This window comes from Blastococcus sp. SYSU DS0619, from assembly GCF_054051035.1.
In genome coordinates this window covers 385,706-407,943 of the sequence record NZ_JBJHAM010000003.1, presented here as the reverse complement: position 1 = coordinate 407,943, position 22,238 = coordinate 385,706, and the positions used below count along the sequence as shown (strand labels likewise).

General features: G+C 75.1%; 23 protein-coding genes. 17 read left to right on the top strand and 6 right to left on the bottom strand.

All coding sequences use genetic code 11. From position 1 onward, the window contains the following. Window positions 1-315: 315 nt before the first annotated feature. From ahcY to hpf, 6 genes are all read left to right on the top strand, one after another. Window positions 316-1,812 (top strand): adenosylhomocysteinase, encoded by a 1,497-nt coding sequence (ahcY, locus tag ACI79T_RS06885; protein ID WP_456609300.1) that lies wholly within the window; start codon window positions 316-318, stop codon window positions 1,810-1,812. Between the two features lie 94 nt (window positions 1,813-1,906). After that, complete coding sequence (mtrA, locus tag ACI79T_RS06880) at window positions 1,907-2,623, top strand: MtrAB system response regulator MtrA (protein WP_456609299.1); 717 nt, start codon at window positions 1,907-1,909, stop codon at window positions 2,621-2,623. An 85-nt stretch (window positions 2,624-2,708) separates the two neighbouring features. Beyond that, window positions 2,709-4,436: an MtrAB system histidine kinase MtrB gene (mtrB, locus tag ACI79T_RS06875; RefSeq protein WP_456609298.1), complete on the top strand. Its 1,728-nt coding sequence runs from the start codon at window positions 2,709-2,711 to the stop codon at window positions 4,434-4,436. Further along, the gene (locus ACI79T_RS06870) at window positions 4,433-6,166 is read left to right on the top strand and encodes an LpqB family beta-propeller domain-containing protein (protein ID WP_456609297.1); all 1,734 of its coding nucleotides are present in this window, start codon (window positions 4,433-4,435) and stop codon (window positions 6,164-6,166) included. The genes mtrB and ACI79T_RS06870 overlap by 4 nt, the downstream gene beginning before the upstream one ends. 74 nt (window positions 6,167-6,240) lie before the next feature. Further along, a complete protein-coding gene (locus ACI79T_RS06865; RefSeq protein ID WP_456609296.1) occupies window positions 6,241-7,029 on the top strand; it encodes a ComF family protein in 789 nt (262 codons plus the stop codon). 39 nt (window positions 7,030-7,068) lie between these two features. Next, entirely contained in the window at window positions 7,069-7,755 is a 687-nt protein-coding gene (gene hpf, locus ACI79T_RS06860; RefSeq protein WP_456609295.1) for a ribosome hibernation-promoting factor, HPF/YfiA family, read from the top strand. Between the two features lie 47 nt (window positions 7,756-7,802). Here hpf and ACI79T_RS06855 read toward each other — a convergent pair whose 3' ends face one another. After that, complete coding sequence (locus ACI79T_RS06855) at window positions 7,803-8,360, bottom strand: GNAT family N-acetyltransferase (RefSeq protein WP_456609294.1); 558 nt, start codon at window positions 8,358-8,360, stop codon at window positions 7,803-7,805. A gap of 10 nt (window positions 8,361-8,370) precedes the next feature. Beyond that, window positions 8,371-8,763, bottom strand: coding sequence for a pyridoxamine 5'-phosphate oxidase family protein (locus ACI79T_RS06850; protein ID WP_456609293.1), 393 nt, complete (start codon window positions 8,761-8,763; stop codon window positions 8,371-8,373). A gap of 83 nt (window positions 8,764-8,846) precedes the next feature. On the opposite strand from ACI79T_RS06850, the gene secA reads away from it, so the two are divergent. Further along, window positions 8,847-11,912, top strand: coding sequence for a preprotein translocase subunit SecA (gene secA / locus ACI79T_RS06845; RefSeq protein ID WP_456609292.1), 3,066 nt, complete (start codon window positions 8,847-8,849; stop codon window positions 11,910-11,912). A 73-nt stretch (window positions 11,913-11,985) separates the two neighbouring features. Here secA and ACI79T_RS06840 read toward each other — a convergent pair whose 3' ends face one another. Both ACI79T_RS06840 and ACI79T_RS06835 read right to left on the bottom strand, forming a co-directional pair. Next, complete coding sequence (locus ACI79T_RS06840; protein WP_456609291.1) at window positions 11,986-12,528, bottom strand: Rv3235 family protein; 543 nt, start codon at window positions 12,526-12,528, stop codon at window positions 11,986-11,988. 40 nt (window positions 12,529-12,568) lie between these two features. Continuing rightward, on the bottom strand, window positions 12,569-13,306 hold the full coding sequence (locus tag ACI79T_RS06835; protein WP_456609290.1) for a hypothetical protein: 738 nt from the start codon (window positions 13,304-13,306) through the stop codon (window positions 12,569-12,571). A gap of 96 nt (window positions 13,307-13,402) precedes the next feature. On the opposite strand from ACI79T_RS06835, the gene ACI79T_RS06830 reads away from it, so the two are divergent. Continuing rightward, the gene (locus ACI79T_RS06830; protein ID WP_456609289.1) at window positions 13,403-13,972 is read left to right on the top strand and encodes a hypothetical protein; all 570 of its coding nucleotides are present in this window, start codon (window positions 13,403-13,405) and stop codon (window positions 13,970-13,972) included. A 3-nt stretch (window positions 13,973-13,975) separates the two neighbouring features. Here the strand turns inward: ACI79T_RS06830 and ACI79T_RS06825 are convergent, their stop codons facing one another. After that, a complete protein-coding gene (locus ACI79T_RS06825) occupies window positions 13,976-14,239 on the bottom strand; it encodes a helix-turn-helix domain-containing protein (RefSeq protein WP_456609288.1) in 264 nt (87 codons plus the stop codon). Between the two features lie 197 nt (window positions 14,240-14,436). On the opposite strand from ACI79T_RS06825, the gene ACI79T_RS06820 reads away from it, so the two are divergent. The 5 genes from ACI79T_RS06820 to ACI79T_RS06800 all read left to right on the top strand — a co-directional run bounded on the left by ACI79T_RS06820 (window position 14,437) and on the right by ACI79T_RS06800 (window position 19,164). Then, window positions 14,437-15,261 carry an SAF domain-containing protein gene (locus tag ACI79T_RS06820; RefSeq protein WP_456609287.1) on the top strand — a complete coding sequence of 275 codons (825 nt, stop codon included), beginning with the start codon at window positions 14,437-14,439 and terminating at the stop codon, window positions 15,259-15,261. Beyond that, on the top strand, window positions 15,261-16,556 hold the full coding sequence (locus tag ACI79T_RS06815; RefSeq protein WP_456609286.1) for an AAA family ATPase: 1,296 nt from the start codon (window positions 15,261-15,263) through the stop codon (window positions 16,554-16,556). The genes ACI79T_RS06820 and ACI79T_RS06815 overlap by 1 nt, the downstream gene beginning before the upstream one ends. A 64-nt stretch (window positions 16,557-16,620) precedes the next feature. Next, window positions 16,621-18,000, top strand: a complete 1,380-nt coding sequence (locus tag ACI79T_RS06810; protein ID WP_456609285.1) for a WS/DGAT/MGAT family O-acyltransferase — start codon at window positions 16,621-16,623, stop codon at window positions 17,998-18,000. Window positions 18,001-18,058: 58 nt separating this feature from the next. After that, complete coding sequence (locus tag ACI79T_RS06805; protein ID WP_456609284.1) at window positions 18,059-18,571, top strand: DUF6912 family protein; 513 nt, start codon at window positions 18,059-18,061, stop codon at window positions 18,569-18,571. A gap of 83 nt (window positions 18,572-18,654) precedes the next feature. Further along, a complete protein-coding gene (locus tag ACI79T_RS06800) occupies window positions 18,655-19,164 on the top strand; it encodes a MaoC family dehydratase (RefSeq protein WP_456609283.1) in 510 nt (169 codons plus the stop codon). 28 nt (window positions 19,165-19,192) lie between these two features. On the opposite strand, the gene ACI79T_RS06795 is transcribed toward ACI79T_RS06800, so the two are convergent. Next, the gene (locus tag ACI79T_RS06795; protein WP_456609282.1) at window positions 19,193-19,609 is read right to left on the bottom strand and encodes an NUDIX domain-containing protein; all 417 of its coding nucleotides are present in this window, start codon (window positions 19,607-19,609) and stop codon (window positions 19,193-19,195) included. Window positions 19,610-19,724: 115 nt separating this feature from the next. Here ACI79T_RS06795 and ACI79T_RS06790 point away from each other — a divergent pair, with 115 nt between their 5' ends. From ACI79T_RS06790 to ACI79T_RS06775, 4 genes are all read left to right on the top strand, one after another. Then, on the top strand, window positions 19,725-20,348 hold the full coding sequence (locus tag ACI79T_RS06790; protein WP_456609281.1) for a DUF6758 family protein: 624 nt from the start codon (window positions 19,725-19,727) through the stop codon (window positions 20,346-20,348). A 166-nt stretch (window positions 20,349-20,514) separates the two neighbouring features. Beyond that, a complete protein-coding gene (locus ACI79T_RS06785; protein WP_456609280.1) occupies window positions 20,515-20,673 on the top strand; it encodes a hypothetical protein in 159 nt (52 codons plus the stop codon). Window positions 20,674-20,678: 5 nt separating this feature from the next. Beyond that, on the top strand, window positions 20,679-21,311 hold the full coding sequence (locus ACI79T_RS06780) for a PH domain-containing protein (RefSeq protein ID WP_456609279.1): 633 nt from the start codon (window positions 20,679-20,681) through the stop codon (window positions 21,309-21,311). Between the two features lie 52 nt (window positions 21,312-21,363). After that, window positions 21,364-22,221: a PHP domain-containing protein gene (locus ACI79T_RS06775; RefSeq protein WP_456609278.1), complete on the top strand. Its 858-nt coding sequence runs from the start codon at window positions 21,364-21,366 to the stop codon at window positions 22,219-22,221. Window positions 22,222-22,238: the final 17 nt, after the last annotated feature.

Below are 22,238 nucleotides of genomic sequence, written 5' to 3'. Positions count from 1 at the left end.
CCCCCCCCCCCCCCCCCCCGGCCCCCCCCCGCCCCCCACCCCCACCCGCCCCGCGCGGCCGCGCGCGCCGCCCCCCCCCCCCCCCCCCCCCCCCCCCCCCCCCCCCCCCCCCCCCCCCCCCCCCCCCCCCCCCCCGGGCGGACACGCCGAAGCAGGTCGTGCGCGACCGATGAGCTGTGGCCGACCGGCCGCCGCCACCGGGGCGTCGTCCTATCCTGGACGGCGGTACGAGCCCCGCCGAAGCCTCGGCATGCTCGCTCAGCCTGAGACCCCGAGCGCCCGCCCTCCCGCGGCGGGTGCGGACCATGGAGCGACATGACCGCCAGCACTGGCACCCGCACGTTGACCACCCCGACCGGCGAGGCCGACTTCAAGGTCGCCGACCTCTCCCTGCACGGCTTCGGCCGCAAGGAGATCCAGCTCGCCGAGCACGAGATGCCCGGCCTGATGGCGCTGCGCGCCGAGTACGGCGACGCGCAGCCGCTGGCCGGTGCCCGCATCGCCGGCTCGCTGCACATGACCGTGCAGACCGCCGTCCTCATCGAGACGCTGACCGCCCTGGGCGCCGACGTCCGCTGGGTCAGCTGCAACATCTTCTCCACCCAGGACCACGCCGCCGCGGCGATCGTCGTCGGCGAGGGCACCCCCGAGGAGCCCGCCGGCGTGCCGGTCTTCGCCTGGAAGGGCGAGAGCCTCCCCGAGTACTGGTGGTGCACCCAGCGGCTGTTCGAGTTCCGCGACGAGGCCGGCGCGGTCGTCGGCCCCAACATGCTGCTCGACGACGGCGGTGACGCCACGCTGCTGATCCACCTGGGCACCCGCTTCGAGGCCGACGGCGTCGTCCCGGACACCACCGAGGCCGACTCCGAGGAGTACGGCGTCATCCTCGACGTGCTGCGCGGCACGCTCGCCGAGGACGACGGGTACTGGACCCGGATCGGCCAGGGCATCACCGGCGTCACCGAGGAGACCACCACCGGCGTCATGCGCCTGTACGAGCTCGCCCGCGAGGGCCGGCTGCTCTTCCCGGCGATCAACGTCAACGACTCGGTGACCAAGAGCAAGTTCGACAACCTCTACGGCTGCCGGCACTCGCTGATCGACGGCATCAACCGCGCCACCGACGTGATGATCGGCGGCAAGGTCGCCGTCGTCTGCGGCTACGGCGACGTCGGCAAGGGCTGCGCGGAGTCGCTGCGCGGCCAGGGTGCCCGGGTCATCGTCACCGAGATCGACCCGATCAACGCCCTCCAGGCGGCGATGCACGGCTACGAGGTGACCACGCTCGACGAGGTGATCGGCAAGGCCGACATCATCATCACGGCGACCGGCAACAAGGACATCATCTCCGCCGAGCAGCTCGGGCAGACCAAGCACCAGGCGATCATCGGCAACATCGGGCACTTCGACAACGAGATCGACGTGGCCGGGCTGGCCCGCACGCCCGGGATCGAGCGGACGACGATCAAGCCGCAGGTGGACGAGTGGCGGTTCGCCGACGGCCACACGATCATCCTGCTGTCCGAGGGCCGGCTGCTGAACCTCGGCAACGCCACGGGCCACCCGAGCTTCGTCATGAGCGCCTCGTTCTCCAACCAGGTGCTCGCCCAGATCGAGCTGTGGAACAACCGCGCCGCCTACGAGGGGCAGACCCCGGGCGTCACGGTGCTGCCGAAGAAGCTCGACGAGCACGTGGCGCGGCTGCACCTGGGGGCCCTCGGCGTGAAGCTGACCGAGCTGTCCAAGGTGCAGGCGGACTACATCGGCGTCCCGGTCGAGGGCCCCTACAAGAGCGACCACTACCGGTACTGAGCACCTCGTAGCGGCAGGCTCACCTGCGCGTTCCGCCCCGCCCGGGGGATCTTCCCGGGCGGGGCGGAGCACTTTCGGGCGTGCGTCGCGCAGAATGGTCGCCGTGCCCCCCACCGCTCCGCAGAACGGACCCAGCCGCGGCCGTGTCCTGGTCGTCGACGACGACGCCGCCCTCGCCGAGATGCTCGGCATCGTGCTGCGCCGCGAGGGGTACGAGCCGGCGTTCGTCTCCGACGGCAACCGCGCCGTCGGCGTCTTCCAGCAGACCCGGCCGGACCTGGTCCTGCTGGACCTGATGCTGCCCGGCCGCAACGGCCTGCAGATCTGCCAGGACATCCGCACCCAGTCCACCGTGCCGATCGTCATGCTGACCGCCAAGGGCGACACGATCGACGTCGTCCAGGGGCTGGAGGCCGGCGCCGACGACTACGTCACCAAGCCGTTCAAGCCCGTGGAGCTCGTGGCACGCGTCCGCGCCCAGCTCCGGCGCGGCGAGACCGGGCAGGCGGAGAACCTGAGCATCGGTGACGTGCAGATCGACGTCCCGGCGCACCAGGTCACCCGCGACGGGGCGCCCATCGCGCTGACGCCGCTGGAGTTCGACCTGCTCGTGGCGCTGGCTCGCAAGCCGCGCCAGGTGTTCACCCGTGAGCTGCTGCTCGAGCAGGTGTGGGGGTACCGGCACGCCGCCGACACCCGGCTGGTCAACGTGCACGTGCAGCGCCTCCGCGCCAAGGTCGAGCGCGACCCCGAGAAGCCCGAGATCGTCCTGACCGTGCGCGGGGTGGGGTACAAGGCCGGACCCCCGTGAGCGAGGCACGGGGCACCGCGAGCGGACCGGCGACGGCGCCGGACGGGTTCCCCGCGCAGCGCGCCGGCTGGGGGACACTGGTCCGGTGACGGCGACCCGGACCCCGCAGCCGGGCACCGCGGCCGGCCGGCCGGCGCCGGGCGGGGGCGGTCGCGGACCGCAGGGCCGCGCCGAGCTCACCCGGATCCGGCGCGGGCTGCGCCGGCGGGCCGGGCGGGCCCGCCGCCGGGCGCGGGCAACCCTCCGGGTGCTGGCCGCGCGGGGCGTGCGGACCTGGCGCTCGTCGCTGCAGGTGCGCATCGGCGCGATCACCATGCTGCTGGCCGGCACGGTCGTGCTGATCGTGAGCATGGTCCTGTTCAGCCAGATCAAGGACCAGCTGCTCGACGTGAAGCGGCAGGCCGCCATCGACCAGGTCCAGGCCGGAGTCGTCTACGCCCAGATCGAGGTGGCCGGCATCGCCACCGGCGACGCCGCCAGCGTCCGGGCCACGCTGGCCCGCACCGTCAACCAGCTGCTCGACCGCGGTGGCGCGGCCGGCGACTTCGACGTCGTGATGGTGTACCGCACCGGCGACCGCGACCGGACGGCCACCAGCCGCCGCCCGCTGTACGCCGCGCTGCCGCCCGAACTGCGGGCCGTCGTCGACGCCGGCAGCCAGGCGTCCAAGTACGACATGGTCCCCGGCACCACCGGCGAGCTGCGGCCCAGCCTGCTCGTGGGGGCACCGGTCACCGGTGACGCGACGGGACCCGACCAGATCGAGCTGTACTACGCCTTCCCGCTCCAGCAGGAGCAGGAGAGCCTCTCGCTGATCCGCAGCACCGTGGTGATCAGCGGCGTCGCCCTCACCCTGCTCGTCGTCGGCATCGGCGTCCTGGTCACCCGGCTCGTGGTCGACCCGGTGCGGCAGGCGGCCGGCACCGCCCAGCGGCTGGCCGAGGGGCAGCTCGAGGAGCGCATGGCGGTCCGGGGCGAGGACGACCTGGCGCGGCTGGCGACCAGCTTCAACGCGATGGCCGACAGCCTGCAGCGCCAGATCACCCAGCTGGAGGGGCTCTCCCAGCTGCAGCAGCGGTTCACCTCGGACGTGTCCCACGAGCTGCGCACCCCGCTGACCACCGTGCAGATGGCCGCAGACGTGCTCTACGAGTCGCGGGAGGACTTCCCCGCGCACGTCGGCCGCTCCGCGGAGCTGCTCCGGGCGGAGCTGGACCGCTTCGAGGGCCTGCTGACCGACCTGCTGGAGATCAGCCGGTACGACGCGGGCGCGGCCGTGCTGGACTCGGCGCCGACCGACCTGGGCGCGCTGGTCGGCCGGGTGGTCGACGGCATGACCTCGCTGGCGCAGCGGCACGACTGCGAGCTGCAGGTGACCTACCCGGACTCCGCGGTGCTGGCCGAGGTGGACGCCCGCCGGGTCGAGCGCATCCTGCGCAACCTGGTCGGCAACGCCATCGAGCACGGCTCCGGCCACCCCGTGGAGATCACCCTGGCGGCCAACCGCTCGGCCGCGGCGGTGACCGTCCGCGACCACGGGGTGGGCCTCAGCTCGGGCGAGGCCCAGCACGTGTTCGACCGCTTCTGGCGGGCCGACCCCTCCCGCGTCCGCACGGTGGGCGGCAGCGGGCTGGGGCTGTCGATCAGCCTCGAGGACGCCCGGCTGCACGGCGGCTGGCTGCAGGTGTGGGGCCAGCCGGGCGCCGGCGCGCAGTTCCGCCTCACCCTGCCGCTGGTCGCGGGCGAGGACCTGACCAGCTCCCCGCTCCCGCTGCGGCCGGTCAAGCTGCGCCGGCCGGGAATGCCCCGATGAGCCGGGCCAGGACGCTCGCCATCGTGGTGCTGGCTGCCCTGCTGGCCCTGACCTCGTGCTCCACCGTGCCGTCGAGCTCCCCGGTCCAGGAGATCACCCAGGCGCCGGCGCGGGTGCCCCAGGCGGTCGGCGTCGAGCCGCTGCCGCCGGAGATCGGGGCCAGCGCCGAGGAGATCGTGCGCGACTTCATCAACGCGGCGGCCAGCACGGTCCGCCGGTACCCCGTCGCCCGCCAGTACCTCACGCCCGCAGCGGACCAGGCGTGGGACCCCGACGAGAGCGGGATCAGCGTCATCGGGACGGACTTCGCCGTGGCGGTCACCGACGCCGGCGCCGTCACGGTGACCGCCAACCTGATCGGGACGGTCGATCCGCGAGGCATCTTCACGGCGGCCGAGCGGGGGGTGTTCACCCGCACGTTCAGCCTGGAGCAGGTCGACGGCGAGTGGCGGATCAGCACGCCGCCCGACGGCCTGATCATGCTGGAGCCCGACTTCCGCCGGCTCTACGACGGCATCGCGGCCTACTTCCTCGACTGGACGGGGCAGCGCGTGGTCCCCGACCCCCGGTACCTGATCCGCGGCGAGTCACAGCCCACCGCGCTGGTCGAACGGCTGATCGCGGGGCCGTCGGCCCCGCTGGCGGCCGGCGTCCGGAACCCGCTCAGCGGGGTGGAGCTGGTCCGCGCGGTGACCGTCGAGGGGCAGACGGCGACCGTGGAGCTCACCGGCCTGCCGGCCGAGCCCACACCGCTGCTGGCCGAGATCTGCGCGCAGCTGGTGTGGAACCTCCAGCAGCTCGACCAGCCGCGGATCAGCAACGTCGTCGTCCTGCTCGACGGGGAGCCGGTGACCCCGGGCGGGGTGTCCCGGCAGCAGACCGTCGAGGACTGGGCCTCCTTCGACCCCGACGCCGTGCCGGTCGACGGGGTGGGGCACTACATCGACGCCGGCGCCGTGCTGACCGTCCCCGAGGGGGAGCCGGTCCCCGGCCCGGCGGGCACCGGGGTCCACGGGCTGGGCAGCGCGGCGATCGCGGCCGACTCGGCCACCGGTCAGCTCTCCTTCCTCGCCGGCGTGCGCACCGACGCCGACGGGGCCGCGCTGCTCGCCGGCGACTACGGCGGCGAGCTGACCGAGGTGCTGCGCGCGGGCACGCTGAGCGCGCCCACCGTCGCGGCCACCCGTACCGAGGCGTGGGTGGTGCGCGACGGCGCCGAGGTCGTCCGGGTGCCGGCGGGGGGACCCCCGCAACCGGTGGCCGCCCCCACCCTGCCCGGCCTGGGCCGGGCGGAGGCGCTGCAGCTCTCCCCGGACGGCGTCCGGGCCGCGGTGGTCGTCGACGGGCCGCAGGGCCGGCGGCTGCACGTGGGCACCGTGGTCCGCTCCGACGACGGCTCGGTGGTGCTGCGCGACCTGCGGAACGTGGCGCCGACGCTGGCCGGGGTCATCGACGTCGGCTGGCGGGACAGCGGCACCCTGCTGGTGCTGGCCGGGGACGAGGGGGAGGACCGCATCGTCCCCTACTCGGTCGGGGTCGACGGCTGGGGCCTGGCCCCCGTGTCGACGGCCGGTCTGCCCAGCCAGCCGACCGCGCTGGGCGTCGCGCCGCTGCGCCAGCCGCTGGTGAGCGCCGCCGACACCGTCTGGCAGCTGGCCGGGGGCACCTGGGTGACCCTGGTCCGCGGCGCCGAGCCGCTGCCCGGCACGGCGCCGTTCTACCCGCTCTGACGCCGGGGCGGCGGCCCGTCCACAGATGACGCCGCGGGCCGCGCGACCGGCCGTCGGCCGGGCAGGCTGGTCCGATGGGGATCCCGGTGCTGTCGGCGCTGGCCGACCTGGTGCTGCCGCGCACCTGCGCGGGCTGCGGGCTGCCCGGCCCGGCGCTGTGCCCCCGCTGCGCGCGGTTGCTCGCCGCGCCCCGGCTGGCGCAGCCCCGGCGGTTCCCCGCGGGCTTCCCCCCGACGGTCGCGGCCGGCGGGTACGCGGGGCCGGTCCGCCCGGCGATCAACGCCTTCAAGGAGCAGGGGCGGGCCGAGCTGGCCGCGCCGCTGGGCACCGCGCTCGCCCTGGCCGTCGCCGCCGTCCGGCTGGGCGTGGACGGGCGGCCTCCGGTGCTGCTCGTGCCCGTGCCGGCCTCGCCCGCCGCCGTCCGGGCCCGGGGCCGGGACCACGTGCGGGAGCTGACCGCGCGGGCGGTGGCCGAGCTGCGCGCCGCCGGCGTGGCCGCCGCCGAGAGCCGGGCGCTGCGCCGCCGTGGGCGGGTCCGCGACTCGGCGGGGCTGTCGGTCGCCGAGCGGCGGGCCAACCTCGCCGGCACGTTCGCGCCGGCCGGCGGCTCCCGGCCGGCGTCCGCGCTGCTGGTCCTGGTCGACGACGTGGTGACCACGGGCGCCACCCTCACCGAGGCGGCGGCGGTGCTCGCGGCCGGCACCGGTCCGGCCGGGCTCCCGGTCGTCGCGGCGGTCGTGGCCGCGACGCCGAGGGAACCGGCGGGTCCGCTCCCCGGCTCCTCCGGCCCCGGCCGGTACCGGCCCGGCGCCGTCCTCACCCACGACCTCGATCGACTGTCGCGGCCCCGGGGGAGGGACTAGCGTCGAAGCGACCAACGCCCGCCCCAACCGGGAGGTCTCATGGAGATCGTGGTCCGTGGTCGCAACGTCGAGGTCCCTGAGCACTACCGCCAACACGTCGAGGACAAGGTCGGTCAGCTGGAGCGGTTCGACGCCAAGCTGTCCCGCATCGACGTGGAGCTGTTCCACGAGAAGAACCCCCGCCAGTCGGCCAGCTGCCAGCGCGTGGAGATCACCCTCCGCGGCAAGGGCCCCGTCGTCCGGGCCGAGGCGGCCGGTCCCGACTTCTACGCCGCGCTCGACCTGGCCAGCGCGAAGCTGGACAACCGGCTGCGCCGGGCGGCCGATCGCCGCCGGGTGCACCACGGCCGCCGGACCCCCGACAGCGTCCGCCTGACCGGCGCGCCGCTCGACGGCGGGCACCCCGAGCTCGGCATCGAGCAGCAGCTCGCGCTCGACCGCGAGCTAGCGTCCGGGCCGCACGTCACCGATCTGGACGAGCACCTGCCCGGGCAGATCGTGCGGGAGAAGCACCACCCCGCGACGCCCATGACCGTCGACCAGGCCCTCCACGAGATGGAGCTGGTCGGCCACGACTTCTTCCTCTTCCAGTGCGCCGACACCGGCGTCCCGACGGTGGTCTACCGCCGGCACGCCTACGACTACGGCCTGATCCGGCTCGCCCCCGTGCCCTCGGACGGCAGTGCGCCGGGCGAGCGGCCGGTGGCCACCTCGGCCGGCGTCTGACCCCGGACGGGGGTGCGGTGCGGCCGCACCCCCGCCCGACCGCCGGGTCAGTCCCCGGCGACCCGGCCGAAGAGCACCGCGTCCGCCCGCCCGCCGTCGCGGCCGGGCAGGCACGCGCGGACGACGCCCTCCTCGCGGAAGCCGGCCCGCCGGGCCGTCGCCTGCGACGCGCCGTTGCCGACCTCGGCGAACAGGTGCACCCGCGGTGCGCCCAGGCCCAGCGCCCACTCGGCGAGCGCGTGCGCCGCCTCCGCGGCGTACCCGCGCCCGCGCGCCTCGGGGGCGATCCAGTACCCGACCGCCGGCCCCAACTCGCCGGTCAGCAGCCGCAGGGCCGCCGTACCGGCGAACGAGCCGGCCGCCTCGACCGCGCAGCCGAGCACCGACCCGGTGGCCCGCTCGGCGGGGGTGACCTCCTCGACGAACGCCCGGGCGTCCGCCTCCGTGTAGGGCACCGGCACCATCGGCAGCCACCGCTGGATCGCGAGGTCCTGGCAGGCGCGGTGCACGGCGCCCACGTCATCGGGGCGGTACGGCCGCAGCACCAGCCGCTCGGTGCGCAGCGTCTCGGTGCGCAGGTCCACGGCGGAGAGGTCGAGCGTCACCGCCCGATCCTCACGCGTTGCCCAGCACCCGGTCGACCGAGATCTCGACGACCACCCGTGCCGGGTTCTCCCGGGGCTGCCGGTACCGGGCCGCGTAGCGCGCGACGGCGTCGGCGACCGAGGCAGCGTCCTCCCGGACCACCGCCGTCCCCTCGAGGGTGACCCAGCGGCGGCCGTCGACCTGGCAGACGGCGACCCGGGCCTGCCCGTCCCGCACGTGGCGCGCCTTCGCCGAACCGCCGGAGGTGATCACCCGCGCCGTCCGCGTCGCCGCGTCGTAGGTGACGCCCACCGGCACCACGTGCGGCGTCCCGTCGCGGCGCAGCGTGGTCAGTGTCGCCAGGTGGCGCTCGGTGAGGAAGGCGAGCAGATCGGGGCCGAGGTCGTCCAGGTCGTGCGGCACGGATGGAGGTTAGGCCGGGCATCGGGGGAGGGGGTGCCCGCGTCGCGGACCGCAGTGCTGGTGCCGCCGCCTACGCTGGGGGTGTGCTGTTCTCGAAGATCCTCCGTGCCGGTGAGGGCAAGCTCGTCCGACGGCTGGGCAAGATCGCTGATGCGGTCGAGTCGCTCGCCGACGACTACACCGACCTGACCGACGCGGAGCTCCGCGCGAAGACCGACGAGTTCAAGGAGCGCTACGCCGACGGCGAGTCCCTCGACGCGCTCCTGCCGGAGGCGTTCGCGGTGGTCCGCGAGGCGGCGACCCGGACCCTCGGCCAGCGGCACTTCCGCGTCCAGCTCATGGGTGGTGCCGCCCTGCACCTGGGCAACATCGCCGAGATGCGCACCGGTGAGGGCAAGACGCTCACCGGTGTCCTGCCGGCCTACCTCAACGCGCTGACCGGCGAGGGCGTGCACGTCATCACGGTCAACGACTACCTGGCCAAGCGCGACGCCGAGTGGATGGGCCGGGTGCACCGGTTCATGGGGCTGACGGTCGGCACGATCCTGTCCGGCCAGGCACCCTCCGTGCGCCGCGAGCAGTACGCCGCCGACATCACCTACGGCACGAACAACGAGTTCGGCTTCGACTACCTGCGCGACAACATGGCCTGGAGCAAGGCCGACCTCGTGCAGCGGGGGCACCACTTCGCGATCGTCGACGAGGTCGACTCGATCCTCATCGACGAGGCCCGCACCCCGCTGATCATCAGCGGCCCGGCCGAGACCAGCGCCAAGTGGTACGGGGAGTTCGCCCGGCTGGTGCCGATGATGCGGCGCGACGTCCACTACGAGGTGGAGGAGGACAAGCGCACCGTCGCCGTCACCGAGGAGGGCGTGGAGTTCGTCGAGGACCAGCTCGGCATCGAGAACCTCTACGAGGCGGCCAACACGCCCCTGATCAGCTACCTGAACAACGCCCTCAAGGCCAAGGAGCTGTTCAAGAAGGACCAGCAGTACATCGTCACCAACGGCGAGGTCCTCATCGTCGACGAGTTCACCGGCCGAGTGCTGGCCGGGCGCCGCTACAACGAGGGCATGCACCAGGCCATCGAGGCCAAGGAGAAGGTGAAGATCAAGGACGAGAACCAGACCCTCGCCACGATCACCCTCCAGAACTACTTCCGGCTTTACGACAAGCTTTCGGGGATGACCGGTACCGCCCAGACGGAGGCGGCCGAGCTCAACCAGACCTACTCGCTGGGCGTCGTCCCGATCCCGACGAACCGGCCGATGGTGCGGCAGGACAGGTCCGACGTCATCTACAAGACGGAGAAGGCGAAGTTCGACGCCGTCGTCGACGACATCGCCGAGCGGCACGAGGCTGGCCAGCCGGTGCTGGTGGGCACGGCGAGCGTCGAGAAGTCGGAGGTGCTGGCGAAGTACCTGCTCAAGCGTGGTATCCCGCACGAGGTGCTGAACGCCAAGAACCACGCCCGGGAGGCGTCGATCATCGCCCAGGCCGGACGGCCGGGGGCGGTCACCGTCGCCACCAACATGGCCGGTCGAGGCACCGACATCCAGCTCGGTGGCAACGCCGAGTTCATCGCCGACGAGGCGCTGCGGGCCCGGGGCCTGACGCCGACGGACACCCCCGAGGAGTACGAGGCCGCCTGGGACGAGGCCCTCGAGGCCGCGAAGTCGCAGGTCAAGGCCGAGCACGAGGAGGTCACCGAGGCCGGTGGTCTCTACGTCCTGGGCACCGAGCGGCACGAGAGCCGCCGGATCGACAACCAGCTGCGCGGCCGCTCCGGCCGCCAGGGCGACCCGGGGGAGTCACGGTTCTACCTCTCCCTCGGCGACGACCTGATGCGCCGGTTCAACGGCCCGATGCTCGAGTCGATGATGAACACCCTCCGGGTGCCCGACGACCAGCCGATCGAGTCGAAGATGGTCAGCCGGGCGATCCTCTCGGCGCAGACCCAGGTCGAGCAGCAGAACTTCGAGGTCCGCAAGAACGTCCTCAAGTACGACGAGGTGCTCAACCGGCAGCGCACCGTCATCTACGACGAGCGGCGCCGGGTGCTCGAGGGCGCGGACCTGCACGAGCAGGTCCGGTCCATGGTGGACGACGTCATCAGCGCCTACGTCGACGGCGCGACCGAGACCGGTTACGCCGAGGACTGGGACCTCGACCAGCTCTGGACGGGTCTCAAGGCGCTGTACCCGGTCGGCCTCACCGTCGACGAGCTGATCGCGCAGAAGGCCGACGGCGAGCAGTCCGACCTCTCCGCCGAGGACCTCAAGCAGACGATGCTCGACGACGTGCACCGCGCGTACGAGGAGCGCGAGACGACGCTCGGCGCGGAGGTCATGCGCGAGCTGGAGCGGCGGGTGCTGCTGTCGGTGCTGGACCGCAAGTGGCGCGAGCACCTCTACGAGATGGACTACCTCCGGGCCGGCATCCACCTGCGCGCGATGGCCAACCGCGACCCGGTCGTGGAGTACCAGCGCGAGGGCTACGACATGTTCGTGGCGATGCTCGACGGCATCAAGGAGGAGTCGGTCGGCTTCCTGTTCAACCTCGAGGTGAAGAGCAAGCAGGAGCAGGAGGCCGAGACGAAGGCCAAGCAGGCGGACGCCGAGGCCAAGGCGCTGGCCGCGGCCCAGGCCGGCACCGCCAAGGTGCTGGCTCGCCAGGCGGCGGTGGCGAAGGCGGCGGCCGGCACCGCGACGGCCCGCCGCTCGACCGCGGCTCCGACGGCTCCCGTCCCGGAGGCCGCCCCCGCGGCTCCGGCCGCGGAGGCACCGGCGGCGGCTCCGCAGGCACCGGCTCCGCAGGCACCGGCTCCGCAGGCACCGGCTCCGCAGGCATCGGCCCCGGAGGCACCGGCGGCGGAGCCCGCACCGGCGGAGGCTGCTCCGGCGGCCGCCACCCCGTCCGAGGCGCCCGCGCCGGTGCTGGACGTCAAGGGGCTCGACGAGCCGCGCCGGGCGGAGAACCTCACCTACTCGGCGCCCAGCCTGGACGCCTCCCCGGCCGAGGGCGGCCGGGCGAAGGCCGCCAAGACCGCGACGGTCTCCGGCACCAAGGAGACCCCGCGCAACGCGCCCTGCCCGTGCGGATCGGGCCGGAAGTACAAGCAGTGCCACGGGATGGCCGGCGCCTAGGCGCTCCGCCCACCACGACGACGCCCCGCCGACCGACCGGTCGGCGGGGCGTCGTGCTGTCCGGCCGGAGGCGTCAGCCGATCTGCAGGGCGGTGCACCGCCAGGAGCCGTCGATGCCCTCCAGCCGGGCGGCCACGGCGTGCGCGCGCCCGCCGCGGTGGGCGACGGCGCTGATCTCGGCGACCCCGTCCACCGGCTCGCACACCCGGACCCGGCCGATGACCACCGGCGCGTTGCCCTCGGTGCACCACCGCGGGCGGCGGCCGGCGGAGAGGGCGGCGTAGACACCCGCCGTGGTGAGCGGCCGCACCTGGGCGAGCGGTCGCCGTCCGGCCATGACCTCCAGCGTGGTGGTCACCAGCCGGCGCGCCGTCTCCGCCGCCGGGGGGAGCTGGGCCCGTCCGGACAGCACGGGCCCGAACTCGTCGCGCGGAGCGGCGGTCGACAGCAGGCTCGGCCGGGGCCCGGGCTCCGGCGCCGGCCGGGGCACCGGTCGTCCGGGGGAGACCAGGCGGAGCGCCGGGCGCGGCTCGGCGGGCGGCTGCGGTGTGGGGGCGACGGTCAGGCGCAGCGCCGGCCGTCGGCTGGGGGGTGCGGTGCGGGACGGTGCGGTCATCGGGGCTCCCGGTGCTGGGGGTCGGTGGGGGACGGGCGGGTCACGGCAGGGGCGGGCGCAGCACCTGACCGGGCAGCAGCCGGTCGGGATCGGGCCCGATGACGTCGGCGTTGGCCACCCACCACGCCTGGACGGCGGTGGCCACGTCGGCGGCGGAAGGGGCGCGCCCGGACTCCTCGGCCAGGCGCCGCTCGGCGATGTGCCAGAGGCAGTCGCCGCGCACGACGACGTGCTCGCCGGCCGCGGGCGCACCCGGCCAGTCGGGGAGGAGGTCCCCGGCCCGGTGCCCGTCGTCCGTTCCCGGCGGGGATGCCGGTGGGGCGGCCGGCCAGTCGGGTGCCGGGCTCCCCGCCGACGAGGAGGGGCCGGTGGGCGAGGCATCGGCCGAGGCGGCGGCCGGCGTCGCGGCGAGCACGGTCACCGCCGCACCGAGCACGGGCGGGGCGAGCCCGAGCCCGATGCCGAGGGCGAGTGCCGCGGCACGGCGGGCGCCGCGGGGCAGCAGCGCCCGGAGCGCCCCGTCCGCGACCGCGCCGGCGACGCCGGGCACCGCGGTGAGCGCGGTCAGCAGCAGCCCGAGCGCTCCCCAGCTCCACACCAGCCACGCGAGCAGGCCGACCAGGTGCAGGACCAGGACGTCGGCCCCGGCGGCGTCGGCCGTCCGCTGCGCCGAGACGAGCGCGGCGAGGGAGTCCGGGAGGGCGGGCGTCAGAGCCGCCAGCACGCCGGCGATGCCGGCCATGCCGAGCGCCGTCCCGACCAGCCGTCGTGCTGACATCCGTCCTCCTCGTGTTGACGTTGCGTCACTAAAGCAATCAAACGCAAGCAAACGCAAGTATCCGCACGATCTACGATGACGACGGAGGTGGGGAGCATGCGGTGGCAGCAGCTGTTCGCGGACCTGCAGGCGCAGTTCGAGGCCGCCGAGGAGGCGGAGTCGCGGGCCGAGTGGGCGTCCCGGGCGCGCGCGGAGACGGGCGCGGTGCGGCTGGCCGATCGCCTCGGGGGCTCGATCGGCCTGGAGCTGGTCGTCACCTGCCGGGGAGCGGGCCGCCGCACCGGCGTGCTCACCGAGCTCGGGACCGACTGGCTGCTGCTCGCCGGCGAGCGCGGCCGGGAGGAGCTCGTGGCGACCGGTGCGGTGCGGGCCGTCGCCGGGCTGGGCCGGTGGACCGCGCCCGCTCAGGAGGAGGGCGCGGTGCGGGCGCGGCTGGACCTGCGGCGTGCGCTGCGTGGGCTGGCGCGCGACCGGAGCGCCGTCCAGGTGCTGCTCGACGACGGCGCGACGCTGACCGGGACGCTCGACCGGGTGGGCGCCGACTACGTCGAGCTGGCCGAGCACCACGCCGACGAGCCGCGGCGCGCGGGAGCGGTGCGGCAGGTGCACGCCGTGGTCATCGACGCGGTGGCGGTGGTCCGGACGCTGGTGCCCGGCTGGGACTGAGTGCTAGGCGCGCTGCTCGGAGGCCTCCGTCGTGGTGCCCGGAGCGGTTCCGGTCGCAGGCTCCGGCGGCACCGTGCCGGCGCGGGCCTCGGCGTACTTCTGCTGGATGAAGCGCTCCAGCTCGTCGACCTCGACGCGCCACTGGCCGCGCCCACCGATCTGGATGGCGATCAGTTCCTTGCGGCGCACCAGCGCGTAGGCCTGCGACCAGGAGACGTTGAGGATCTCCGCGACGTCGTCGAGGGTCAGGAATCGAGGTGTGGGCATCGGTTCTCCATCCGTTCGCCGACCAGTCTGTCAGCCGAGCCGGTGGTCCGAGCCGTCATCCACACACGTTCGTGTGGATGACCAGTGCACGAGAACGACATCGTGCCGCATCATCTGCGTCCGAACGTCGTCAGCGGCCCGCAACGGTGGGCCGATGCGCCGAACCGGCGTCGACGTGCTGGAGGAGATGAGGTGGCGTGACCGCCGTGCGCACCCCGGGCCCCGTCCCGGAGACCGCCGAGCTGCCGGCCGGCCCCGCGCCGCGGCGCGTCCGGGCACCGGGCTGGCTGGACCTGCGCCTCGTGCTGGGGGTGCTGCTGGTCCTGGCCTCGGTCCTGCTGGGCGCCCGGGTGGTCAGCGCGGCGGACGCGACCGTCCCGGTCTGGAGCGCCGCCGACGACCTCGCGGCCGGCACGGAGCTCACCGCCGAGGACCTCGTGGTGGTCGACGTCCGCCTCGACGGTGCTGCCGGCGCGTACCTCTCCGGGAGCACCCGGCCCGAGGGGCGCACGCTCGCCCAGGGGGTGCGGGCCGGTGAGCTGCTGCCCGCCTCGGCGCTCGAGGAGCCGGCGGACCTGGTGCAGCTGGCGCTGCCGGTCCAGGCGGGGTACGTCCCGCCCGGTCTCCGGCGGGGGCAGGTGATCGACGTGTACGCCGTGGCCGATCCGGCGGCCGGTGCTGCGGGGCCCGCCGTCGGCAGCGTCACCCTGGTCGTGGGTGGGGCGACCGTGCAGGCCCTGTCGGGCGGCTCCGACGGTGTCCTGTCCACCTCGACGACGACGGTGCAGGTCGTGATCGGGGTCGCGGCCGACGAGGCGGCCGACGTGCTCGCCGCGATCGCCGGGCGGCCGCTCGTGGTCGTCGTCCACCCCGCCGGCGCCGTCGCGGGGGAGCGGACGACGACCCCGACACCGGCCCCGGCCACGCCCGGCCCGGCGCCCGCTCCGGCGCCGGTCACCGAGCCGGTCGCACCGGCGGCGGCGCCGGAGGGCGCCCCCGAGCCGGCGGGGCCGGCCGGCTGATGGCGCTGCAGGTCTTCACCGCCGTCACGGGTGCGGGGTGGGAGTCGGCGCTGGTCGGGGCCCTCGACCGCGACGACCACGGCGTCACCGTGGTCCGCCGCTGCGTCGACGTCTCCGACCTGCTGGCCGCCGCGGCGACGGGCACCGGGCAGGCGGCGCTGCTGTCGGCGGAGCTGCGCCGCCTGGACGGCGACGCGGTGGCCCGGCTGCACGCGGCGGGCGTCGCGGTGGTCGGGCTGGTCGAACCGGGGGACGAGACCGCCGCCCAGCGGCTGCGCCGGCTCGGCGTCGTCCAGGTGCTCCCGGCCGACGCCGACCCGGAGCTCATCGCTCGCGCGCTCCGGGACGCAGTCTCGGGCGTGCCGCCGGCCGGGCACGAGGTCGCCGACCCGCGCGCGGCGCTGCCGCTGCCCGGCACGCCGGAAGAGCCCGAGCTGCCGCCCGGGGGTCGGGGGCGGGTGGTGGCCGTGTGGGGCGCGACCGGTGCACCCGGGCGGACCACCGTCGCCGTCGGCCTGGCCGACGAGGCCGCCCGGCTGGCGGTCCCCACCCTGCTCGTGGACGCCGACGTCTACGGCGGTGTGGTCGCCCAGGTGCTGGGGCTGCTCGACGAGTCGCCCGGCCTCGCCGGCGCGGCCCGGCAGGCCGGGGCCGGCGCGCTGGACGGTCCGTCGCTGGTCGCGCTGGCGTGGGCGGTGCGCCCGCAGCTGCGCGTGCTGACCGGCCCGGCCCGCGCCGACCGCTGGCCCGAGCTGCGGCCGGGCGCGGTCCGCACGGTGCTCGAGGAGGCCCGCCGGATCGCGGAGCTGACCGTGGTCGACTGCGCGTTCAGCGTGGAGGACGACGAGGAGCTCTCGTTCGACACCGCCGCCCCGCGCCGCAACGGCGCCACCCTCGCCGTGCTCGAGCACGCCGACACCGTGCTCTGCGTGTCCGGTGCCGATCCGGTCGGGCTCCAGCGGTGCGTGCGCGCGCTGGACCAGCTGCGGGAGGTCCTGCCGGGGGTGGAGCCCGAGCTGGTGGTCAACCAGGTGCGCCGGGGGCCCGTGCCCGGCGATCCGCGCCGCGAGGTCGGGGACGCGCTGGAGCGCTTCACCGGCCGGCGCCCGCGGTGGTTCCTCCCCGCCGACCGGCGGGCGACCGACGCCGCTCTGGCGGCCGGCCGGACGCTCGCCGAGGTGGCCCCGGCCTCGGCGCTGCGCACGGACCTGCGGACGCTGGCCGCCGAGCTGACCGGCGCGGGCGTCCCCGCCGCCGGCCGGCGTAGCTCCTGGCGGCACCGCCGGGCCGGCTGAGCCCTCGACTGTCCGACACCCCCTTCGGCGTCGTAGCGTGAGGCCCCGGCCCGTGAGGAGAACGATGGTCGAGCGGCTGAGCACTCTGGAGGCCTCGTTCCTCTACCTGGAGGAACCGGGCACTCCCATGCACGTCGGTGGGGTGCTGATCCTCGACACCCCGCCCGGCGGCCTGGACGCGCTGGCGGCGCTGATCGAGGGGCGGCTGTCGCTGGTCCCGCGGTACCGGCAGCGGGTCGCGGAGGTGCCGGGTCACCTGGCCAACCCGGTGTGGGTGGACGACCCGGACTTCGCCCTCGACTACCACCTGCGGCGGAGCGGGCTGCCCCGGCCGGGCACGGAGGAGCAGCTGCTCGACCTGGTGTCCCGGCTGACCTCCCGGCCGCTGGACCGCACCCGCCCGCTGTGGGAGGCCTACCTGGTCGAGGGGCTCAGCGGGAACCGCGTCGCGGTGATCACCAAGACCCATCCGGCCCTCGTCGACGGGCTCGGCGCCGTCGACCTCGGGCAGGTGCTGCTGGACGTGTCCCCGGACGCGCCGGCACCCGACCCGGCCGAGTGGCGGCCGCGCCGGCCCCCCTCCGGCGTGGAGCTGGTGTGGTCGGCCCTCGAGGACTACCGCCAGCGACCCTCGTCGCTGATGGGTCTGGCGCGGTCGGCAGCGACGGACGCCCGCACCACCGCGGTGCGGATCGGCGGCGTGGCCGGTGGGCTCCTCCGCACCGCGCGCTCGGCGATCCTGCCCGCGCCGCACAGCCCGCTCAACGCCCCGGTCGGGCGGCAGCGCCGGGTGGCGGTGGCCTGCGCCGACCTCGACGACCTGAAGCGGGTGCGGAAGGCGCACGGGGGGACGGTGAACGACGTACTGCTCACCGTCGTCGCCGGTGCGCTGCGGGAATGGCTGCTGTCGCGCGGTGAGCCGGTGGTCGGCGGGACGTCGGTGCGCGCGCTCGTCCCGGTGTCGGTGCAGGACGAGGACGGGTCGGCGGGCAGCCAGGTCTCCTCGCACCTGGTGGACCTGCCGGTCGGCGAACCCAACCCGCGGGTGCGGCTGGCCCGGCTGACCTACGCCATGCGCGGGGTCACCCAGCACCGCCAGTCGGTGGGTGCCGACAGCCTCATCGCGCTGTCCGGTTTCGCCCCCTCCACGCTGCACGCCCTCGGCGCGCGCGCCGCGCGCGGGCTCTCCCGGCGGCTGTTCAACCTGGTGGTGACCAACGTGCCCGGCCCGCAGGTCCCGCTGTACGCGGCCGGCGGCCGCATGCTCCAGGTCTTCCCGGTCGTGCCGCTGGCCCGCGGCCAGGGGCTGTCGATCGGCATGACCTCCTACGACGGCACGGTGTTCTTCGGCCTGAACGCCGACCGCGACAGCGTCGGCGACGTCGAGGTGCTCGCCGACCTCATCGAGCAGCAGGTCGCGGAGCTCGTCGAGACCTCGGTCTGAGCCGGCGCCGGGGTGGGCGGCTACGGTCGTCCTTCCACCGACGAAGGAGGTCAGCCGGGTGCGCGTGTACCTGCCGGCGACGACGACCGTGCTGCGGACGCTCGTGGACGAGGGGCGGCTGCCTGCGCCGCAGACCGTGTTCGCGGTGACGCCGCAGCTGCGCGAGTTCTACGCGCTCAGCGACGCCGGGGCCGACACCGAGGAGCTGGAGTACGCGGCGCTGCTGGGCGCCGCGCGGGCCAGCCTGCGGCTGCTCGACCTCGACCCCCTGGCCGTCCGCCGGCGGGTGGTGCTCGCCGCCGACGTGCCCGACGCCGCGGTGACCCCGATGGACGACCCGCACGTCGAGCGGGGCGCCGCGCGGGTGGCGCACGAGATCGCACTCACCGAGGTGGCCAGCGCGCACATCGACGCCGCCGAGGCCGAGGAGGACGTCCGGGCCGCGGTGAACGTGGTGCTCGAGGCCGATCTCGGCAGCGAGGACGCGCAGTTCGTCGTCGACCAGGCCGAGGGCCACGAGCTGGGCTGGTACGCGACGCAGGAGATCGGCCCGGCGCTCGAACTGCTCTGACCCGGCCGCCCGCGGATGCGTCGGCGCGCGGCGTCCGTAGGATCACGACCCGTCTGTCAGCGTCGACGTCGGGAGCCAGCGAGATGCAGTTCGGTCGGTACTACGAGGAGTTCGAGGTCGGGGCCGTCTACAAGCACTGGCCCGGGAAGACCGTCACCGAGTACGACGACCACCTGTTCTGCCTGCTCACGATGAACCACCACCCGCTGCACCTGGACGTGAACTACGCGGAGACGACGACCGACTTCGGCAAGAACGTCGTCGTCGGCAACTACATCTACTCGATCCTGCTGGGCATGAGCGTCCCGGACGTCTCGGGCAAGGCGATCGCGAACCTGGAGATCGAGTCGCTGCGGCACGTGGCGCCGACCTTCCACGGCGACACGATCTACGGCGAGACGACGGTCCTCGACAAGACCCCGTCGAAGTCCAAGGACGACCGCGGCGTGGTGTACGTGGAGACCATCGGTTACAAGCAGGACGGCACGGTCGTCTGCATCTTCCGCCGCAAGGTCATGGTGCCCAAGCGCTCCTACGGGGAGGCCCGCGGCGGCGAGCAGCCCGGCCGCCCCGAGCCCACGCCCCGGGGCTGAGCCGGGCGCGGCGGGGCGTGCCGACCGGTCAGTCCGGCAGCACGCCCCAGCCGCCGAGGGTCTCCACGAGCCGGGGGGTGCAGGGCAGCCCGGCCAGCGTCGCCGCGTCCGCGAAGATCACCTCGACCGCGTCGTCCCCGGCGACCGGTCCCGCGTCGGCGTCCAGCAGGGAGCAGGCGACGTCGACGACGTCGTAGACCACGCTGCCGCCGTCGATCCGGATCCGGCCCACCTCGGCGCCGGCGCGCACCCTCAGCCCGGTCTCCTCGAGCACCTCGCGCTCCACCGCGGCCGCGACCGTCTCCCCGTGCTCCACCCGGCCGCCGGGCACCGACCAGAGCCCGCGGCCCGGCTCGTTGCGCCGGCGCACCAGCAGCAGCCGGCGGACGCCGTCGTGCACGATCGCGCCGACGCAGGGCACCACCGGCGGCTCGGCAGCGGTCACGCCCGGAGGCTACGCACGTGCCGCTGGGTCCGCCCGCGGCGGGCGCGCCACCCGGCGGAGTCGCCCCGCTGCGCTGCGCTTGACGATTGCCGCCGCTCCCGCGACCGTGTCCCCGATGAGTGCGTCGCCGGTCTGCCCGCGCTGCGGTGAGCCGTTGGCCGTCCGCCACGGTTCCGAGGCGCAGGCCTGGTGCCACCTGCACGGCGCCGTCACGCCGCTGCACCACACCGCACTGGTCGCCCACGACGCGATCGCGGCGGTCACCGCCGACGCCCGGGTCCCGGCGTGGGTCCCCGATCCCGTGCCGCCGGGGTGGGCGGTCACCGGGCTGGCCTGGGGCGGGGAGCCGGGTGCCCGCGCGATCGTCGTCGACTGCGCCGGTCCCGCCCCCCTCGGCGGCTCCGCCGAGCTGGTGCTGGTCGCCGAGGAGCCCGGCACCGGTGTCGGCTGCGGGTACGCAGGCCTGCCGGGGCTGGACCCGGGTGACGTGATCTCCGGCCCCAGCTCGGTCGAGGTCGAGGCGGCCGGCCAGCACGCGCCGCTGTGGGCGGTCCCGACCAGCGACGACCGCGCCGCCTTCGTGGGGGAGGCCTACGGCGTCTGGCTCTGGCTGGTGATGTGGCCGATGAACGCCGCGTGGCTGCTGGTCGAGCGGCTGGAGCTGCTGGACCTGCGCGAGCGCATCTACCCGGACCTGCCGCTCGGCCCGCCGGGGGAACACCTCCTGCCCGGGCGGTGACCGGCGCGCCGCGGAACCCGACCGGCCCCGTCCGGACCGGCGCGTCGGCGGGGTGGCCCGTGGGGCCTGTGTTACTCATGGGACGAACGCGTCCGCCGCATCCCCGGCGGGCTTCCGCGCATGCCCGGACACGGGCCTGCCTCGCACTCACACCTCGGAGGTGGCGGTGAACCTGAAGAAGGTCCTCACCTGGGTGGTCGTCGCCTTCGTGCTCTTCTACGTCATCCAGGCGCCGGAGTCCTCGGCCGAGCTGGTGCGCAACGCCGGTGAGGCCCTGGGCGAGGCCGCCTCCTCGCTCGCCCAGTTCGTCGGCTCGCTCGTCTGAGCCCGGTGGCCGCCCCCGCCGGGCTCCCGGCCCGCGCCGCCAAGGACGTCGAGAAGTACCTGCTCGACGACGAGGAGGCGGTGGTGGCCACCCGCCGGCACTGGGCGGTGCTCGTGGTGCCGACCGTCAAGTTCCTGCCGGTCTTCCTCGCCGGGGGCTGGCTGCTGGTGCTGGACCCGGAGAACCGGGTCACCAGCACGGTCGGGATGCTCGTCGCGCTCGGGGCCCTGGTGTACTTCGCGCTGCGGTTCGGCGAGTGGTGGATGCGGCACTTCATCGTCAGCCGGCGCCGGGTGCTGCTCACGTCCGGGGTGATCGTCCGCACCGTCACGCTGCTCCCGCTGCGCCGGATCACCGACCTGACGTGGAAGGAGACGCTGTTCGGCCAGCTGCTGGGCTACGGCACCTTCCGCTTCGAGTCCGCGGGGCAGCAGCAGGGGCTGTCGGAGATCACCTTCCTGCCGCACGCCGGCGCGATGTACCGCCAGGTCAGCGGCCTGCTGTTCGGCAGCGACTGGGGCTCCGCGTCCGGGGGCGACGACGAGGGCAACCCGGAGTCGTCGTCCGGTGGGCCGGTCGCGACCGGGGGGCGCCGGGACACCGAGCCGATCCCGGGGCTGCCGCCGCGCGAGCCGTGAGCCGGGCGGGCCGCCGGGTGGACCGCGGCGGTCTGGGGCAGGCTGACCGGTGATGCGGATCGACCTGCACACCCACTCCTCGGCGTCCGACGGCACCGACGGCCCCGCCGAGCTGCTCGTCGCCGCCCGCGGTGCCGGCCTCGACGTCGTCGCGCTCACCGACCACGACACGACGGCCGGCTGGGCGGCGGCGGAGGCGGCCCGCCCGCCGGGCCTCACCGTCGTCCCCGGCATGGAGCTGTCCTGCCGCTGGTTCCCCGACGACGAGCCGCCGATCAGCGTGCACCTGCTCGGCTACCTGTTCGACCCGCTGCACCCCGCGTTCGCCGCGGAGCGGGCGCGGCTGCGCGACGAGCGGCTGAGCCGCGCCGAGCGCATCGTGACGGCGCTGGCCGCCGACGGCTACCCGGTGCGGTGGGACGAGATCGTGGCGCACGCCGGCGGTGGCGTCGTGGGCCGGCCGCACGTGGCCACGGCGCTGATCCGCGGCGGCGTCGTCGACACCGTCGAGCAGGCCTTCGCCGGCCTGCTGCACCACCACGGCGGGTACTACGTCGCGAAGGCCGACACCGATGTCCGGCAGGGCATCGCCCTCGTCCGGGCGGCAGGCGGCGTGCCGGTCTTCGCCCACGGTTTGGCGACCGCACGCGGCCGGGTGGTGGACGACGACGCGATCGCCGCCATGGCGGAGGCCGGGCTGCTCGGCCTGGAGGTCGACCACCCCGACCACACGGAGGAGCAGCGCGCGCACCTGCGGTCCCTGGCCGCGGACCTGGACCTGCTGACGACGGGGTCCAGCGACTACCACGGCACGAACAAGCGGACGCCGATCGGCGCCTGCACCACCGAGCCGGAGCAGTTCGAGCGGTTGCTGGCAGCCGGCACGGGCACCCCGCCGCTGCGCGACTGATCCGGGGACCGTCGGTG